Consider the following 16579-nt stretch of genomic DNA (forward strand, 5'->3'; position numbering starts at 1 on the left):
GTCAGCTCTCCAGGTACAGGTGGGACTCGACGTCGACATCGCGCAGGCTCCACAAGGTTTGGCGGGCCTCGGTGAGGTCGTGGTCCACGTGGGTGCGGAGCAGGGCCAGGTCCGGCCTGCGGTGAGGGTCGGCCTTGAACTCGAAATCGGCCTCGTACTTCAGCTCATCGTTGGTCTCCACGAGTTGATGCCAGTGGTCGACGAAAGCACGCATCTCCGCGTCTGCGTGCTCGGCCTCGGCAGGTGAGACCTGTCGGATACGGTTCACCAACTGCTCGCGGACCGCAGCCAGTTGCTGACCGAAGCTGTTCACGTCCTTGGCGTCGACGTTCGCGCGGATCTCCGGGTGGAGGAGGCGGGCAAGTCCGAGGAACGCGGCATGGAGAGCCTTGTCACGGGCGCGCGCCGCGAAGGGGGTAACGCTGGTCGATTCGACCTGCCGGTAGAGAGCCGAGTGGTAGCCGACGAAGTTCTCGTAATGGGAGAGGTCCCTGGATCGAGCCGCGTTGAACAGGGTCACGACGAGACCGGGGTGGGCGCGGCCGACACGGCTGGTGGCCTGGATGTACTCGGCAGTTGTCTGTGGCTGCCCGGTCACGGCCATCAGGCCGAGGCGGTCGAAGTCGACACCGACGGAGATGATGTTGGTTGCCAGCGGCACGTCCAGAGCAGACCCGGTCCCAAGGGATTGTCCGAGGGCGCCGAGGAGCCCTGGAAGGTCACTGGACGGGACACGGCTGGTGATCTCGGTCGGGACGACCTGCCGAGGTTCCACATCGTCACGCGCGGCCAGTGCCCTGAGGCGTTCGTTGACGTCCGCGTTCACCTGCAGCTCGGCAGCACCGAGCAGTCGCAGGCTGTTGAAGTACCCCAGCAGCGTCCAGTAGGTGTCCCGTACCGCATGGTCCGGACACCGGAGGTGCCCTGCGTTGTGCAGGAGGGACGCATAGGCGCGGATGAGGAGGGTCGCCTGGGAGAGCCCGGGCGCGAGAAGACCCACGTAGAGCCGTGACGGTTTCCGCTCCCTGGGGGCCTCGACAGCGAACCACGAGTCGCGGGCGTCCAGGCCGGACGGTGGGAACTGCGCCACGTCCCTCCCGAACAGCGCTCGTCCCTGCTCCTGGGCGCGCCGGATCGTTGCCGTGGACGCGATGATCTTCGGGCGGGCGCACGCGATGTCCACGGCCGCTTCGTAGAGGCCGGCGAGGGTTCCGAGTGGTCCGGAGATCAGGTGAAGTTCGTCCTGAATCACCAGCTCCGGTGGTGGGGTGCTTTGCCAGAGCCTGCCCTTGTCCCGGTTGAAGAGCGCCGCGACGTCCTCACGCCAGGCAACACGGGCGAACTTGTCAGCAGTGGCAATGACGAGCGTGGGTCGGACTCGGTAGAGCTCCGTGTCGACGACGTGCACAGGGAGCCCGGGGGAGAAGTCGCACGCGCGGTCGTCGCAGCGGATGACCATGCGGTTCCCGGGCACGTCGACCTCATGGTTGCGGACCAACAAGGAGGTGCCGCACCAGGGACAGGCCTTGAGCTGGACGGGGTTCTCCTCCTGGAGCTTCTCACCGCGCATGAGCTTCTTCAGCGCCTTCTCGGCATCCTTGAGATTGTTGGGTGTGGCAGCCCTCCCCACCCACATGCCGATGGAGATCTGTTCCTGCCCCAGGCGTTTCGGTTGCTCGGCCCGTACGCTCTCCATCGCACAGATCAGCAGGGCTGCACGCTCGAACTGCTGAAGGGTGAGCAATCGCAAGGTGTACCGCATGAGCACACTCACTCCGCCCCCCGACGGGCCGTGGCGCAGACGTCGGTGGAAGACTGCGAAGGCGATCAGCCCGAGGTATGCCTCCGTCTTGCCACCACCGGTCGGGAACCAGAGGAGGTCGGCGACGGATCGGTCGGAGTGCGCCGGATCCACCATGCCGTTGAGACACAGCAGGATGAACCCGAGCTGGAACGGCCGCCACGAGCCCCCGGGCGACGGTTCTCCCACACGCTCCCGCTTGATCCACTGGCCTCTGCCGCGCTGGAGCGCCATGACGCGGTTGGCGAGGCGGAATGCCTCCAATGCATCGGGATCGCGCTCCAAGAGGTCCACACCGGCGCTCATGCGCCGCTGGGCGACACGGCAGCGCTCCAACTGCTCCTCGGCAAGGTGCACGTAGGAGGGATCGTCGTAGATTCCGTCGCGCAGCAGCTCCGCGTCTGCGACACGGTCGTCGATCCAGTTCCGGTACAGCGAGACGAACTTGCGTAGGGAGTCGATCAGTTCGTGCTTCGGTGCAGCGGCGAGGTACTGCATGCTCAGGAGGGTGCCGGGTACGGAGGAGTTCGAGTCGGCGAGGAGGACCTCGTTCACGGGGACGTGTTCCGTCCACACGGAGCTGACTCCCGCGGGCGTCTCATGTCGCGCGGGCCCTCCGACCGGCGAGGGGGTCCAGGACCAGTCCACCGCACAGCCGTGGCCGACGGCGAATGTGGGGGCGTGACGGTGGAGGAGCAGGGTGAGCCGGCTCTCGTCGTCGAGTTCGCGGACCGTCGGGCGTTCCACGAGCGCCGCGCTTCGGTCGGGAACCGTGATCCGCAGTCCCACTTGGAAGAAACACTTCAGATCTTTGATCTCCTGCTGCTCCACGGGGTGGGTGTTCACAAGGGTGGCGGTCACGGAGATCGTGTTTCGGGGCCCGCGAGGAGGACGAACGCGCAGGCGCAGGCTCAGGCCGTTGTCGAGTTCCACCTTTTCTGCGCGTGGGCCCTGAACGTCAACGGGTGTAGGGGGGAGTCGGAGGGGACGGCGGCGCCAGCGCACCTGGGGTATTTCGGTGCTGCCCTGTTCGGCACGTTCGGGTACCACAGGTTCACCCGAGGGCCCCACCGGCTCGTACACGGCCGCGGACACGTGCACGAGTATGTGGCGGCTGCGCGCCGGGTCGACGGCAAAGGTGAGACCGGTCGCCGAGGGACGCTTGACTTTGGTGAGCACGATGTCCGCATCGGGGGACTCGTTCACCGCCACAGTGGAGTCGGCATCGTCGAGGTCCTGCTCCGCAGTTTCCGGATCGGACCGTTCCGATTCTGTCGGGCCTACGACGCGCGGAAACAGTACCCCGGTGGAGTAGGTGGTGACCGGCCAGTCGTCGAGGATCTCGACGTCCTGGCCGTGTTCTCCGTGCGGGCCGAGCAGGTCCGACTTCAATCGCTCGACCAACTGCTCGCGGAAGCCGTAGTGCTGCTCGTGGTCGTCCGTCATGCGTCCTCGATCCTGCCGTCGTAGTGGAACCGGCCGATACCGATCGGCCGCGGTGCAAGCCAGAGTCCGCGCGCGCCGAGACCGGCACGCACGGCTGCGGCGTCCTCGCCGGCGACGGTCTCGACGAGATCGATCCGGGTTCCGGTGATGTTGCGAGGCCAGTGCGCCGGCTGGTGTGACTTCCCTTGTTGCATGAAGCGGTAGAGGTCGCGACGGAAGGCTTCAGAGGCGACGCCGACGACTTGTTCGTCGTGGAGCAGGGCGTAACCGGGGGCCGTTCGGCTCTCGTGTGTCTCGACCACCTCGTCCAGTCGTGTCCAAACCACCTCGTCACCCGGGAGGACTCTGCAGGCCAGGTACTTCTGCACCTGCCCGGGGTCGCAAATGACGTGTTCGAGCCCTACGGGGTGGTCACGATGGACGTCCCCGGCCAGGACGGAAAGACCCAACCGATGGCTCCGCTTGTAGCCGTACCGCCCCCATCGATCCGTGCCCTTGACCTTCCGTACCAGTCGGAATCCGCGGGAACGGGTGAGGTATGCGTCGGGCGGCTGCAGGCGGTAGAGCTCGTGACGGCCCCGGGTCATCGCCACGTAAAGGGCCCGGGCGACGTCGCAGCGATCGGCAGCCACCTGCTCGCGCCCGTCGTCCGGTGGGCCCGGGTCGACGACGAGCACCCGGTCGAACTCGAGACCCTTGACGCGGTGGAACGTCGAGACGAGCAGGCCGTCGTCCTCCTGCGCCACGAGGCTGTCCGGCAGGTTCCCACGGGCGACGGCTTCGTGGAGCCGCCCCACCTCCACGACACGTCCGCTGCGGTCGCACGCGGCCCGCAGAAGCAACCGCCACGCGCTCCGGCTTCGGTCGGGGCCGGGCGCGTGCTGCAGAGCCTCCCATGCTTTGAGGAACCGGTCCTCCGAGACCGAGACGGCGTCCGACAGCTGGGACACGACCCCTGCGACCCATGAGGGAACGGCATGTTCACCGGCGCCTCTGCGGACCCGGTGGCCGATGCCCAGATCGGCCAACCAGCGAGAGATCAGCAGTGCATCGCCGTTGGTGGGGCACAGGACGGCGGTCGTCATGCTGGAGTCGCAGAGGTGGGCCCGCACGTAAGGGACCTCCAGGTCGCCGAACTCCAGCCTGGTGGCCAACTCCGTGCGGAGATGCTCGTGCACTGTGTCGGCTTCCGAGGAGGTGACGCAGGAGCGAACCGCGGCCTCGTAGGGGAGCGCGCAGCCCGCTTCGTCGGAAGCGACCCGGAAGTTCTCGGCGAGGGTGAACTCGATGAGTTCGCCCTCGAACCGCGTGCGGAGCCAGGAGAAGAACCTGCCCGTTTCGTGGGCCCGCTCTTCCGGATCCTTCACCTGAAAGCCGTAGATGGCCTGGGCCGGGTCGCCGACAATGGTGAAGCCGCACTCGTAGGCTTCCAGAAAGGTCGTCACGAGCCGCCGGCGATCGCCGACAAGGTCCTGGACCTCGTCAATGATGACATGTCGAATCTCGTCGAGCGACTCGGGAGCGGTCGTCTCGTCCTCGATGAGCCGAGCGGCCGCACGGATCCGCTCGTCGAAGGAGGAGGCGTGCCAGGCATCGTCGTTCGAGGTCTCCCTGAGCAACGCAAGGGCCCAGGCGTCGAACGTCGAGACACGCACGTGTTGCGACCTGCCGCCGAGTGACCGCAGTCGCTCGCGCAACTCGGCCGAGGCGGCGCGCGAAAAGGTCAGGACCAGGAGGTCTCCGCCGGCCAGACCTTCCCAGGAGAGATGCTCGATCCTCCTGACCAATGTGAAGGTCTTACCGGTTCCGGCGCCCGCGGTAACCAGCACCTTGCGTCCGGCATGCTCCTCGATGATGCGGCGCTGGCCGTCCGTCGGTTCATCTGCCACCGCTGCGGATGCGGTCACGGGGTCCTCCTGTGCCACAGATGCTCCATACGCGTGTAGGCGAGCCCGCGACCGAAGTTCTCGATGTTGTCGGCCACGTTGAGGATCAGGCAGGACCCCTTGCCACCGTTGAGCTTGCCGCGCAGGCCTCGGCCGATCATCTGGATGTAGGTGTTCGGGCTGAACGTGGGGCGGGCCACCACGACGGCGCGGACAGCAGGAGCGTCGAATCCCTGAGTCAGCACCTTGTAGTTGGTCAGGACCCTGATTCTGTTCTCCTTGAACGCGGCAATGCGGCGTCGCCTGATGCTCGGCGGTGTCCTTCCGTCGATCGAGGCCGCTGTGATGCCACGGTCCTGCAACAGTGCGGCAAGGACCTGAGCATGCTCCACGGAGGTGGCGAAGACCAGGACGGGCCAGTCGGGGGGCAATTCCTCGATCCTGTCCACGATTCGCCGGGTGCGTGGGACGTCCTGGGCGAGGCGCCTGACGACGTCCGCAGGCAGGGCCATCGCGTGCGTGCTCTGCATCTCGGCCACTTGCTTCGGGTCCAGTGCGTAGGAGCCGCCGAGCAGCTCCTCGTGCTCGACCTCGGCCAGGACTTCCAAGGACTGCAGATGCCTGTAGGCGTCGTCGTCCTGGAACACGCCGAAGTCGAGGCGTTTGTGCCCGAAACGGGAGGCCAGGGTCCGAGTCTCGTCGTCGCTGTCGCCGCGGAAGGCCGTCGCTGTCAGACCGACCAGATGACGCGAGGTCCGATACTGGTCGATACCGAGAGCGTCGAGGATGCGCGTGTAGGTCTTCGGTACGGCGAAGTGGGCCTCGTCGACGATGACGAGGGCGCAGTCACGCAGCCAGGCGTAGTCCTCCTTCGGGAGCCTTAGCACCGCGGTGTCGTCGAGGGCGACGACCACCTGCGGCCCGTCGGGGACGGGAACGGCATCCGGCATTCCGCCCCACAATCGGGTGATTCGTAGCGGCTTATCCGTTCCCTCCGTCTGCCAGACGTAGGCCCAGGTCTCGATGGCCTGTTCCGCTAGTTCCTGGCTCTGGGAGATCCAGAGGATCGGGCGGTCGAGGAGGCCGTCGCGCATCGCCCGGACTCCTGCCTCGACAGCGATCCGCGTTTTGCCAGACCCAGTGGGGGTCTGCAGCATCGCCCTTCTCTCCTCGCCTTGGGCGAGATGGTCGTACATGCGCCGCACCAGTGTTTTCTGGTAGTCATGAAGCTCCAGAGGCTTGCGTGGGCCAGGGACGGTCTCGTACGGGGAGGGGGAGCCGGAAGTCTGCGGGTCGCCGGCCCAGGACTCCGGAAAACCGAACGCACGGACGAAGCTCCGCGCAGCCGACCCACCCGTCCATGTCTGAGGCACGTCGAAGCCCGCTTCGGCGAGCGCTGATGCGAGTACACGCAGGATGTCCTCTCCATGAGCGGCGAGAAGCAGTTCCGCCGCGCGCATGCCGTCGATGCCGGTTCCGCGCAACTCCGCGTCGGCGAGCGCCAGTCCTGGAGGGAGCTCGGAGATCAGTCGACTCTCGCCGAGGGCGAGCAAGAGCTTGGTGGCCGGGTCGGTCTCCTGGCGGACCTTCAGCAACCTTCTGTCGTTCTGGTCCTGTTCCTGCTGGCGGAGGAGCGCTTCGCGTCCCTCGACCCCGAGTCGCAGCCCCAGGAGCCGATCCACCGCTTCCAGGCTCGACTTCTCGTCGTGCCCCCCACAGAGCAGAACGGTGAGCCCCTGGACAGTTTCGGTCAGTGCCTGCTCCCGTCGACCCTCCGGCCCACGGATGATCCTGACCAGGTCGGAGCAATGCGCCAGCTTCCAGGCCGACCCTCGAGGCAGAACCTGACGCAACCGTGGGAAGACGTCGGTCAGGGAAACCGGCTCCGCCAGCGGGACGGAGTGGATCTCCTCGACCAGAAGGTCGGAGGGGATCCGGAAACGGAATCGGTCGACCAGGAAATGTGCGTCGGTGTCGGTGGGGACGAGGAGTGCGGGCACACGCTCACGGAGCAGGACGTCGTACTGGGCTTCGTCGAATGTGACGGCGATGCTCTCATTCCGCTGCACCTCCCAGTCGTCACCCACCCGGCAACGGAAAAGGTGCTCCTCGTGCTTCAGAGTGCCTGAGGGCGCTGATCGGGCCAGAAACGCGTAGGCCCTTCCGACGAATTCGGTATCCGTCCCCGAGTCCGCTCGTTGGACCAGTTCGGCCCACAAAGCAGCCGGTACGTCCTGGATGTTGGAAGGCAGCTCGAGCGCACGCGCATACGTGACGGAAAGATCGGCAACGGGGAGCAGGGTGCTGTCCACGTCCAGCTCGGGGCTCACCGCGGCAGTCGGCCGCCTCACTCCGAGCGAGGTACCGAGCATGCCCTGCTGACGGAGCAGCCAGACCAGGGGCGACACGACACGGAGGTCCCCACCCTGTCCGGAGGTCCGGATGCATCGCCAGTCGGGCACGATTCCGAGATCAGGGAGCTCCCGCGCGAAAGCGGCTCGACCTTCGGGGGAGAGCTCCCGCAGAAGGTGCAGGGGTCCGGGGGGATCTTGGCCGATGAGACTCACGGAGGACGCCCGTGGGCGGGAGCTGTTGGGCCCGAGGGTCGCGCAGAACTCGTTGTACATGACATTGCTGTAATCGCTGAACCAGGAGTCCGGGCGAGGATTCACCCGGGTCGCCGGTCGATCAACGGCACCAAGGGCCTTGAGTACCTCCGCGTCGCCTGCATGGAAAACCGGGTCCACGAGGATCGAGGCATCGCGCTGTCCGTCCACGGGCACAACGGGGCCCCCCAGGATGCAGTCACGGATGACCCGGTACTGGCCGGTGGCGGTGTGCACCTTGAGAACGTTCTCGGGCTCGGGGTAACGCTCCTTGACGATGCTGACCAACTCGTCGCGCTCGACCGTGCGTGCGAGAGACCAGAAGTCCTCCCAGTCGTTGTTCTTGTACCTGGCGAAGCCCGACGACACGGCGGCCCGCAGCCGTCCGGCGGCATTGGCCTCCTCGACACCCAGGACCTTCAGCGAGTGGAGCATCTCGACGTCGTTTGCGATCAATTCGTGCAGGTACACCGTCGTCTCGTACGGCAGACGAATGCCGTCGTGTCGGCGAAAAACCGTGCCTTCGGAAGACGAACGGAAGTCACCCCGCTCGGTCAGCAGGAGCCGCGCAGCCCGCGCCTCGGCCACTTGGAGCTGGTTGCCGGCCTCCACGACCGAGGCTGCAAGGGCCAGTGCGCACTTCGCCCCTTCGACACTGCGGTCGGAGACGAGTGCTTCCAGCCAGTCGCGCAGCGAGGACGGAGCGACGCCGGCCTGGTCGAGGATGTCCCTTGCCCGGGACCGCCTTTCACGATTTTCCACACTGTGGTGGCACCAGTGCTTGGGACGGCCCGGGTGGGTTGCCCACTGCTCCAGCCAGGTCGGTGCGAGGTTCTCCGGATGCAGGCGCAGTTCCTTGGGGAGGCGGAGGATTCCGTCCTGGTCCGGCAATGAGGGCCTGCGGGCAGCCGCCTGCAGCACCTTCTGGCTCAGCATCTCGTCGCCCCATTGAGAGGCTTCCCGGCCGCGGGCCGTGAGCAGGGTGAGGTAGGACGCCGGGTCCTTCTCCTCATACAGCTGAGGGATCGAGTCGACCACGAGCTCCGCCGCCCTGGTCACCAACTCCTCGTTGAAGTCGCTCTTGGTCAGGTTCTGGCGGTCCTCCGGGGTCTTCCAGGGCGCGTTGAGGATGCCGGTCAGGGTCGTGTCGTAGTTGGTCGGGAAGTAGGCCCAGAAGTTTCCTCGTTTCAGGCGCAGCGGGACGCCTTTGTCGGGAACCGCCCAGGAGATGGTGACGACAGGCCGATCATGCAGCTCTCCCGCTGTCTGCGCCGCAGTTGGGCTCGGCTCGTGGTCGACGCTGAAGACGAACCAGCGCTCACTGCTGTGGCGGGCACCGTCGTGCTGCTCCACGACTCGGCGCTGGACGCCTTCCCTCTCCTGCGTGATATCCCGGCACAGTTCGTGGCCGGCACGAGCGTCCTCAAGAACGAGGCGGTCCATGTGGGGGGAGAAGAGCATGAAATGCGCCGGGAAGTTGACGATGTCCCGCCCCAGTCTGTCGTCGGCACCGTCGTGCAGGGGGAGCACCACCGTTGTCGACGCCCACGTCATGAGTTCGTCGAGATGCTTGTCGAGCCGACGGTCCGAGTCCAGGTCCAGCGACTGCGCCATCCGCAGCACCGGGGTGGGGTCCAGCGCCGAGAGGTCGGGGACCGTGTCCCGGATGACCCGGGCCGACCAATCCTTGTCGAAGCCGAACGAGCCGGTCGTGCTGTAGAAGCGAGGAGTGTCCGACACGCTCAGCACCGACTTGACACCCACCCCGAAGCGTCCGATCTTCCCGGTTCGTTTCCGGGACACCGCCATGCGCAGGATCGTGTCGGTGCCGGCAGGGGTTATGGGCGTGCCGGTGTTGGCGCAGTAGAGGTGTGTGGCCGTGAGAAGCACGTGGATCGTGCCCGCGACTCCGGGGCCCCGTTCCATGTTCTCGTCCGCGCCGTTCTGGACGAGTTCGTAGATCTGTCGCTCACCGTAACCCCCTTGGGTGATGCGTCGCTCGTTGTTCGCGTGCTCCAGGACGTGGCCCGGGTCGGCTCTGTAGACATTCAGGACCCGCTCTGACAGGTCCTCGACCATCTTTACGACACTGTTCGTTTCCGGTACAGAAAAGGACACGACAGAACATCCCCCAGATTGCTTCGAAAGAAAGCAGTCTTCAGTACAGGCAATGAGATCTTCGACCGAAGGCCTGATCGAAAAAATGATTTTCAGTCGTTGATGTGGCGACTTGAAGGCATGGCGCGGCTCGACATGCTTGACGACTCCCCCGGTCTATGAGATCCGCGGCGAATGCGCCGGGTCCAAGGGTCGCATCTTAACGAAGCCCCTCAATTCGACGCAAGAACTTTCGGCGACGGATTACATGCATCTGAGAATGAGCTTGCAACGGGTTGAGCCTCCGCGAAGTTGCGCAGTTTCTGGCAACTATTCCTAATAGTCGCGTTTGGTTCTGCTTGCACTCCTTCTGCCTAGGTGGAAGGTATGCGCGTTGCGTGGCGATCGTGGGCAGCAGGGGGATTCTTCCCATTTTTGATGTAGATGTTCGTTGCCGTATCACAGATCTCTCGTTGGTTGGTAGTCGAGTTGTGTCGACGGACTTTCGGCTACATGCTGGGGCAGCCAGGACGGGTAGCTCTCGGGTTGTCGTGGGATGAGATGAGGGGGTGATCTTGAGAAGGCTCCATTGCGTGTCGGAGGGAACTGTCGTGGTTGGCTCGTTCGTGGTTGAGCGGGAAAATCGGCGGGGCGGAAAATGTACTCCCGAGATCCACCACCCTTACTCGTGGCGCGACAGTCTTTTGTGCTTTCTCGCATCCCTTAGATCCCGGATCAGGTCCCGCCGAACATGTCGTGCTGTGCGCCGGTTCTCGTATTTTTTCGCGGATGTCACGGTGAACGCATTGCTTGTCAATTCTTAACTGCACCACTCAACCGGTATGAAGGATGGAGATGCCATGACGCACGACAACGGTGCCGTAACGGCGTTGGCTTTTGCCCTGTTTGTCTTGGTGGCGGTACTGGTCGCGGTCGCAGCTGGCTATCTGGCTCGCCGGGACAGCGCCTCCTACCCCGCTGCACTGAGTCGGTCGGCGAAGGCGTTCGCGGCCACACTTACGTTGATGGCCGTCGTGACAGGGGCTCTGGTTGCGCTGAGAGGTCAGTAGCCCAGGCTGATGCGCGCATCGCCCGGAGTTCTTGATCGAGCGGGACTCGCGGCGTCCGCGCCCGCTGGCCCGAGGCCGGTGTGATGGACGGCGATGTCCCGCCACGGCAGGCCGTGAGCTGACTGTGGGCGGTGGGCTGATGGGTCTCGACCAGCCAGGAGGTGTTCGCTTCGGCCGAGTTCCAGGGCGTCGAAGGCGACCGCGGCGTCGGGTAGGTCCAGCGGCGCCGAGACGACACCGGTGCGGGCTCGTAACCGCTGGTCGGGTTGCTCCGAGGCGGGGAGCTCCCAGGGACTTTTCAGGGACATTCCGCTGAGTAAGCAGGAAAGAGACCGACAGCTTCGAAAGGAGCAAGGGCCCAGTTCAGGGGCGGTTTGCTGTCAGTCGAACCCGCTCGCCGGGCCGCGTCCCCCTGTCGTCCGCCCGGGCTGGGTGAGGGCGCGCGGACGAGGACCTGACGGTCGCCTCGGAGGCGCCGGCCGCGGCACCCGAGTGAGCGCTGTTCCGGGTGAACTCGCCCTGGAACAGCACCACTTGGCGGCGTCGCCGCGCTCGTCAGTACGTGTAGAAGCCCGAGCCCGTCTTCCGGCCGAGCCGGCCCGCCTCAACCATGCGTTGCAGCAGCGGAGGAGCCGCGTACAGGGGCTCCTTGTACTCCTCGTACATCGAGTTGGCGATCGAGACGATGGTGTCCAGGCCGATCAGGTCCGCGAGCTTCAGCGGGCCCATCGGGTGGGCGCAACCCATCTCCATGCCGTTGTCGATGTCCTCGCGGCCCGCGATGCCCGACTCGAACATACGGATAGCGGAGAGCAGATAGGGCACCAGCAGCGCGTTGACCACGAAGCCGGAACGGTCCTGGGCGCGGATCGCGTGCTTGCCGAGGGCCTTCTCGGCGAACAGCTGGGCCCGGCCGAGGGTGCCCTCGGAGGTGGTGAGGGCCGGGATCAGCTCGACGAGCTTCTGCACCGGAGCCGGGTTGAAGAAGTGGATGCCGACCACGTGGTCCGGCCGCGAGGTGGCGACCGCGAGCTTCACCAGGGGGATCGAGGAGGTGTTGGACGCGAGGATGGCGTCCGGGCGGGTCACCACCTGGTCGAGCACCTGGAAGATCTCGGTCTTCACCTGCTCGTTCTCGACGACCGCCTCGATCACCAGGTCGCGGTCCGCGAACTCGCCGAGGTCGGTGGTGAAGGTGAGGCGCCCCTGCGTCGCCTCCCGCTCCTCCTCGGAGATCTTGCCGCGCTCGGCCGCCTTGGACAGGGAGGTGAACAGACGGGTCCTGCCGATCTCCAGGGCCTCGCCGGTGGTCTCGGCGACCTTCACGTCCAGCCCGGCGCGGGCGCACACCTCGGCGATGCCCGCTCCCATCTGGCCGCAGCCCACCACTCCGACGCGTTCGATGTCGGTCACATCGTCCCCTTCGCTGATCATCGGGCCTGGTGAGGGGTCCCCTGGTTCACGCCGGCTCGCGGCACGACGAGACGCCCTCCGGCAGGTCCCCCGTGGTTCGGTGCCTGCTCCGTTCGTGCACGTTACCTCCGAGGCACCGATGATCGATCGTCCGGGTCCGGCATGCTGTGCCGGGACACGATCCGTGACCGGGCGGATCCGCAGCGTATGGGGATGAGTGCATGGGACGAATGTCACGCCGGGCGTTCACGGTGGCCGCGCTCACGACGCTGGTGGCGGCGGGCGACGCCGCCGCCGCGCCGCGGCGCACGGCGACAGCGGGGAGGGCTCCGGCGCCCGGCGGGATGCCCGCCGCCTCGGGCGAGATGCGGGGCATGTGGCTGGCGACCATGGGCAATCGCGACTGGCCCTCCCGCTCCGGGCTGACGGGCTCCGTGCAGCGTGCCGAGCTGCGCGCCCTGCTCGACACCGCGGTACGGCACGGGCTGAACACCGTCTTCTTCCAGGTGCGGCCCTCGGCCGACGCGCTGTGGCCCTCGCCGTACGAACCCTGGTCCCGCTACCTCACCGGCACTCAGGGGACGGACCCGGGCTGGGACCCGCTGGGCACGGCCCTCGAGGAGGCGCATGCGCGGGGACTGCAGCTGCACGCCTGGTTCAACCCCTACCGGGTCGCCCCCCACACCGACCTGAGTCGGCTCGCGGTCTCGCATCCCGCCCGCACGCACCCCGACTGGATCGTGGCCTACGGCGGTGGCCTGTACTACAACCCCGGACTGCCGCAGGTCCGCGCCTTCGTCGAGGAGGCGATCCTGGATGCCGTACGCCGCTATCCGGTCGACGGCGTCCATTTCGACGACTACTTCTACCCGTATCCCGTGGCGAGCCAGGCCTTCGACGACGACGCGGCGTACCAGGCCCATGGCCGGGGCTTCCCGGACCGGGCCGCCTGGCGCCGCAACAACATCGATCTCCTGGTACGGGAGACTGCGGCCCGAGTCAGAGAACTCCGGCCCGCCGCCCGGTTCGGGATCAGCCCCTTCGCGGTGTGGCGCAACGCCCAGACCGACGTGCGGGGTTCGGCGACCCGAGCGGGAGTACAGACGTACGACGACCTCTACGCGGACACCAGGAAATGGGTGAGATCCGGCTGGCTGGACTACATCTGCCCCCAGCTGTACTGGAACATCGGCTTCGCCGACGCCGACTACGCGCAACTCGTGCCCTGGTGGGCGCAGGTCGTCCAGGGCACGCAGGCGCAGCTGTACCTCGGGGAGGCGCTGTACAAGGCCGGTGCCGCGGCGCAGCCCGCCGCCTGGCAGGACCCTGCGGAACTCTCGCGGCACCTCACGTTCGCCCGGCGCTACCCGCAGGTGCGCGGGCATGTCTTCTTCGCCGCCCGGGACGTGGCGGCGGACCCCGTCGGCGCGATGGCGCGGGTGGTCGCCGACCACTATCAGCGGCCGGCGAAGCCCCCGCGCTGAACCCCTCAGCCGATCTGTCGGCTCATGTCCTTGTGACGGATCTCCGAGTCCGGGCCCGGGCAGCACACCGCCTCTTGCCCGTCCTGGAAGCGGACGCGGTACGGAGGGGTGCCTTCCGCGCCCATCACCTCGACGATCTCGGCGACCTTGTCGTGCTGCCCGACGACCCTGCCGTGCTGCACCAGCTTGTCGCCCACGGTTGCGTGCATCTGATGGGCCTCCTCGTCACGTGCGGGTGTATCGGTCCGAGGCCGCGGGTCCACGGCCGGGACGCCGGTCGACCCGGTCCGCGCGCGCCGCCCCGATCAGCCCCGCGCCCGCTGGGTTACCGCGATGCAAACCAGTACCGCGGCGGCCGTGAGCGGTGCGGCCGGGGTGAGGTGCTCGCCGAGGAGCAGTACCGACGACACCAGTGTGAGCAGCGGCTGCGCCAGCTGCAACTGGCTGGCCTTCGGTATTCCGATGGCGGCCATGCCCCGGTACCAGACGACCAGGCCGAGGAACTGCGAACCTGCCGCCACCCACAGCAGTCCGGCCACTCCGTGCACCGTGAGGCGGACCGGCTCATACGAGAGCGCGACGACTGCCGCCGGTACCGTGAGCGGCAGGCACAGCACCAGCGCCCAGCCGATGACCTGCCAGCCGGGCATGATCCGGGCCAGCCTTCCTCCCTCCGTGTACCCCGCGGCGCACACCAGCAGCGCGGCGAAGAGATATCCGTCCGCGGCGGTCAGCGCGCCGCCGCTCTGCTGCACGGTGAACGCGATGACGGCGGCGGCGCCTGCCAGGGCGGCGAGCCAGAAGGTGCGCGAGGGGCGTGCGCCGACCCGCAGGGCCGACAGGACGGCCGTCGTGAGCGGGAGCAGCCCGACGACCACCGCGGCGTGGGCGGTGGTCGACGTCTCCAGGGCGAGGGTGGTCAGCAGTGGGAAGCCGAGGACCACGCCGGCCGCGACGACGGCGAGTCCCGTCCAGTGCGTCCGCGCCGGCAGGGGGACGCGCAGGGCGAGGAGACAGCTGCCGGCGATGACGGCGGCCAGCACGCTGCGCATCCCCACGAGCGACCAGGGGCCGAACCCTTCCAGTCCCCAGGCGGTGGCGGGGAACGTGAGGGAGAAAGCGACGACACCGAGGGCCGCCTGCACGGTGCCGGACCGTCGGCCCGCGGCTGGGGTGCCCGGCCGGGCCGGAGAGGCGGCGGGCTCCGGGCGTGCGGTGGCAGCCGGGCGCCCACTCCGGGCGGTGGCCTCGGCTGCTATCGAGGAATCGGTAGTAGCGCTATCCTGAGCTCTCATGCAAGAGCGTAGCAGTGTGGGTGAACTCGCGAACCGGCTGCGAGTGGAGTTGAAGCGCTACTCGCCCGGAGAGAAGCTGCCGTCGAGCCGGGCGCTCGTCGAGCGGTTCCGGGTCAGTCCGGTGACCGTGTCACGGGCCCTGGGGCAGTTGGCCGCGGAGGGGCTCGTGGTCACGCGCCCGGGGGCCGGGGCGTTTCGCGCCGAGCCGCGCGCCGCCGCCCCGGCGGTGGGGGACACCGCCTGGCAGGAGGTCGCGCTCAGCGCCGACGCCTCCGCCGAACTCGTGCCGCGCAGTGTCGACGCGTCCGGCGTGGTGGTATCGCTGACCGCCCCGCCCGCCGGGGTCGTCGAGTTCAACGGCGGCTATCTGCATCCGTCGCTGCAACCGGAGCGCGCGATGGGCGCGGCCCTGTCGCGCGCCGGGCGACGGCCCGGCGTATGGGCGCGCCCGCCCGTCGAGGGGATCGCCGAGCTGCGCGAGTGGTTCGCCCGGAGCATCGGCGGCGCGATCACCGCGGCCGACGTACTGATCACGGCGGGCGGCCAGTCCGCGCTGACCACCGCACTGCGAGCACTGGCACCCCCGGGCGCCCCGGTCCTGGTCGAGTCGCCGACCTACCCCGGCATGCTGGCGATCGCCCGCGCGGCAGGCCTGCGGCCCGTGCCCGTTCCGGTCGACGCGGACGGGGTGAAGCCGGCCCTGCTCGCCGACGCCTTCCGGGCGAGCGGCGCCCGCGTCTTCGTCTGCCAGCCGCTCTTCCAGAACCCCACCGGTGCGGTCCTCGCGCCCGACCGCCGGCGCGAGGTGCTGCGTATCGCGCGCGACGCCGGAGCGTTCGTCGTGGAGGACGACTTCGTACGCCGGCTGGTGCACGAGGACGCGGGCCCGCTGCCCCCTCCGCTCGCCGCCGATGATCCGGACGGTGTCGTGGTCCACGTCTGCTCGCTCACCAAGGCCACCTCGCCCAGCTTCCGGGTGGGCGCCCTGGCTGCCCGCGGTCCGGTCGTGGAGCGCCTGCGCGCCATCCAGATCGTCGACACCTTCTTTGTGCCCCGCCCCCTGCAGGAGGCCGCGCTCGAACTCGTCGGCTCGCCCGCCTGGCCCCGCCATCTGCGCGCCGTCTCCGCCGAGTTGAAGCAGCGTCGCGACACGATGACCGCCGCCCTGCGCCTGGTCCTGCCCGAACTCGCCCTGCCGCACGTGCCGTCCGGCGGCTACCACCTCTGGGTGCGCCTGCCCGAGGGCACCGACGAGACGCTCCTCGTCGCGGGCGCCCTGCGCGCGGGCGTGGCGGTCACTCCGGGCCGCCCCTACTTCAGTGCCGAACCGCCCGCCGGACACCTGCGGTTGAGCTTCGCGGCCGTCGCGGGGGCGGGGGAGATCGCCGAGGGCGTACGCCGACTGCGTGCCGCCTGCGACGCGGTGCTCGGGCCGCACTAGCGCATCGGTACCGGCCCGCAGACGAACTCAGGGGACGCGA

Annotated in this window: 9 protein-coding genes; 3 read left to right on the top strand and 6 right to left on the bottom strand. The window is 67.7% G+C overall.

Annotated features, from left to right (window positions below; all coding sequences use genetic code 11):
* Position 1: 1 nt before the first annotated feature.
* From AAW14_RS02735 to AAW14_RS02745, 3 genes are read right to left on the bottom strand one after another with little or no spacing between them, the layout of a single operon-like run.
* Entirely contained in the window at positions 2-3247 is a 3246-nt protein-coding gene (locus AAW14_RS02735) for a helicase-related protein (protein ID WP_265559444.1), read from the bottom strand.
* Entirely contained in the window at positions 3244-5154 is a 1911-nt protein-coding gene (locus AAW14_RS02740) for a UvrD-helicase domain-containing protein (protein ID WP_265559445.1), read from the bottom strand. Before AAW14_RS02740 ends, AAW14_RS02735 begins: the two co-directional genes overlap by 4 nt.
* The gene (locus tag AAW14_RS02745) at positions 5151-9818 is read right to left on the bottom strand and encodes a helicase-related protein (RefSeq protein WP_265559447.1); all 4668 of its coding nucleotides are present in this window, start codon (positions 9816-9818) and stop codon (positions 5151-5153) included. Before AAW14_RS02745 ends, AAW14_RS02740 begins: the two co-directional genes overlap by 4 nt.
* Before the next feature lie 878 nt (positions 9819-10696).
* Between AAW14_RS02745 and AAW14_RS02750 the strand changes: the two genes are divergently transcribed.
* Complete coding sequence (locus AAW14_RS02750) at positions 10697-10906, top strand: hypothetical protein (protein ID WP_265559449.1); 210 nt, start codon at positions 10697-10699, stop codon at positions 10904-10906.
* A gap of 555 nt (positions 10907-11461) precedes the next feature.
* Here the strand turns inward: AAW14_RS02750 and AAW14_RS02755 are convergent.
* A complete protein-coding gene (locus AAW14_RS02755; RefSeq protein ID WP_265559451.1) occupies positions 11462-12319 on the bottom strand; it encodes a 3-hydroxybutyryl-CoA dehydrogenase in 858 nt (285 codons plus the stop codon).
* Between the two features lie 221 nt (positions 12320-12540).
* On the opposite strand from AAW14_RS02755, the gene AAW14_RS02760 reads away from it, so the two are divergent.
* Entirely contained in the window at positions 12541-13803 is a 1263-nt protein-coding gene (locus AAW14_RS02760) for a glycoside hydrolase family 10 protein (protein WP_265559453.1), read from the top strand.
* Positions 13804-13808: 5 nt separating this feature from the next.
* Here the strand turns inward: AAW14_RS02760 and AAW14_RS02765 are convergent, their stop codons facing one another.
* Both AAW14_RS02765 and AAW14_RS02770 read right to left on the bottom strand, forming a co-directional pair.
* Positions 13809-14012 carry a DUF1918 domain-containing protein gene (locus AAW14_RS02765; RefSeq protein ID WP_055492788.1) on the bottom strand — a complete coding sequence of 68 codons (204 nt, stop codon included), beginning with the start codon at positions 14010-14012 and terminating at the stop codon, positions 13809-13811.
* 96 nt (positions 14013-14108) lie between these two features.
* Positions 14109-15098 (bottom strand): DMT family transporter, encoded by a 990-nt coding sequence (locus AAW14_RS02770; protein WP_265559454.1) that lies wholly within the window; start codon positions 15096-15098, stop codon positions 14109-14111.
* Between AAW14_RS02770 and AAW14_RS02775 the strand changes: the two genes are divergently transcribed.
* Complete coding sequence (locus tag AAW14_RS02775; protein WP_265559456.1) at positions 15097-16539, top strand: PLP-dependent aminotransferase family protein; 1443 nt, start codon at positions 15097-15099, stop codon at positions 16537-16539. The genes AAW14_RS02770 and AAW14_RS02775 overlap by 2 nt on opposite strands.
* The last annotated feature ends 40 nt before the right edge of the window (positions 16540-16579 follow it).

The organism is Streptomyces hygroscopicus, from assembly GCF_026168105.1.
Taxonomy (GTDB): Bacteria; Actinomycetota; Actinomycetes; order Streptomycetales; family Streptomycetaceae; genus Streptomyces; species Streptomyces hygroscopicus_D.

What these genes read in the sequence shown, in the direction of transcription:
- AAW14_RS02735 (WP_265559444.1), bottom strand. Translation starts at nt 3,247, where the DNA reads ATGACGGACGACCACGAGCAGCACTACGGCTTCCGCGAGCAGTTGGTC.
- AAW14_RS02745 (WP_265559447.1), bottom strand. Translation starts at nt 9,818, where the DNA reads ATGGTCGAGGACCTGTCAGAGCGGGTCCTGAATGTCTACAGAGCCGAC.
- AAW14_RS02750 (WP_265559449.1), top strand. Translation starts at nt 10,697, where the DNA reads ATGACGCACGACAACGGTGCCGTAACGGCGTTGGCTTTTGCCCTGTTT.
- AAW14_RS02760 (WP_265559453.1), top strand. Translation starts at nt 12,541, where the DNA reads ATGGGACGAATGTCACGCCGGGCGTTCACGGTGGCCGCGCTCACGACG.
- AAW14_RS02765 (WP_055492788.1), bottom strand. Translation starts at nt 14,012, where the DNA reads ATGCACGCAACCGTGGGCGACAAGCTGGTGCAGCACGGCAGGGTCGTC.
- AAW14_RS02775 (WP_265559456.1), top strand. Translation starts at nt 15,097, where the DNA reads ATGCAAGAGCGTAGCAGTGTGGGTGAACTCGCGAACCGGCTGCGAGTG.
- AAW14_RS02770 (WP_265559454.1), bottom strand. Translation starts at nt 15,098, where the DNA reads ATGAGAGCTCAGGATAGCGCTACTACCGATTCCTCGATAGCAGCCGAG.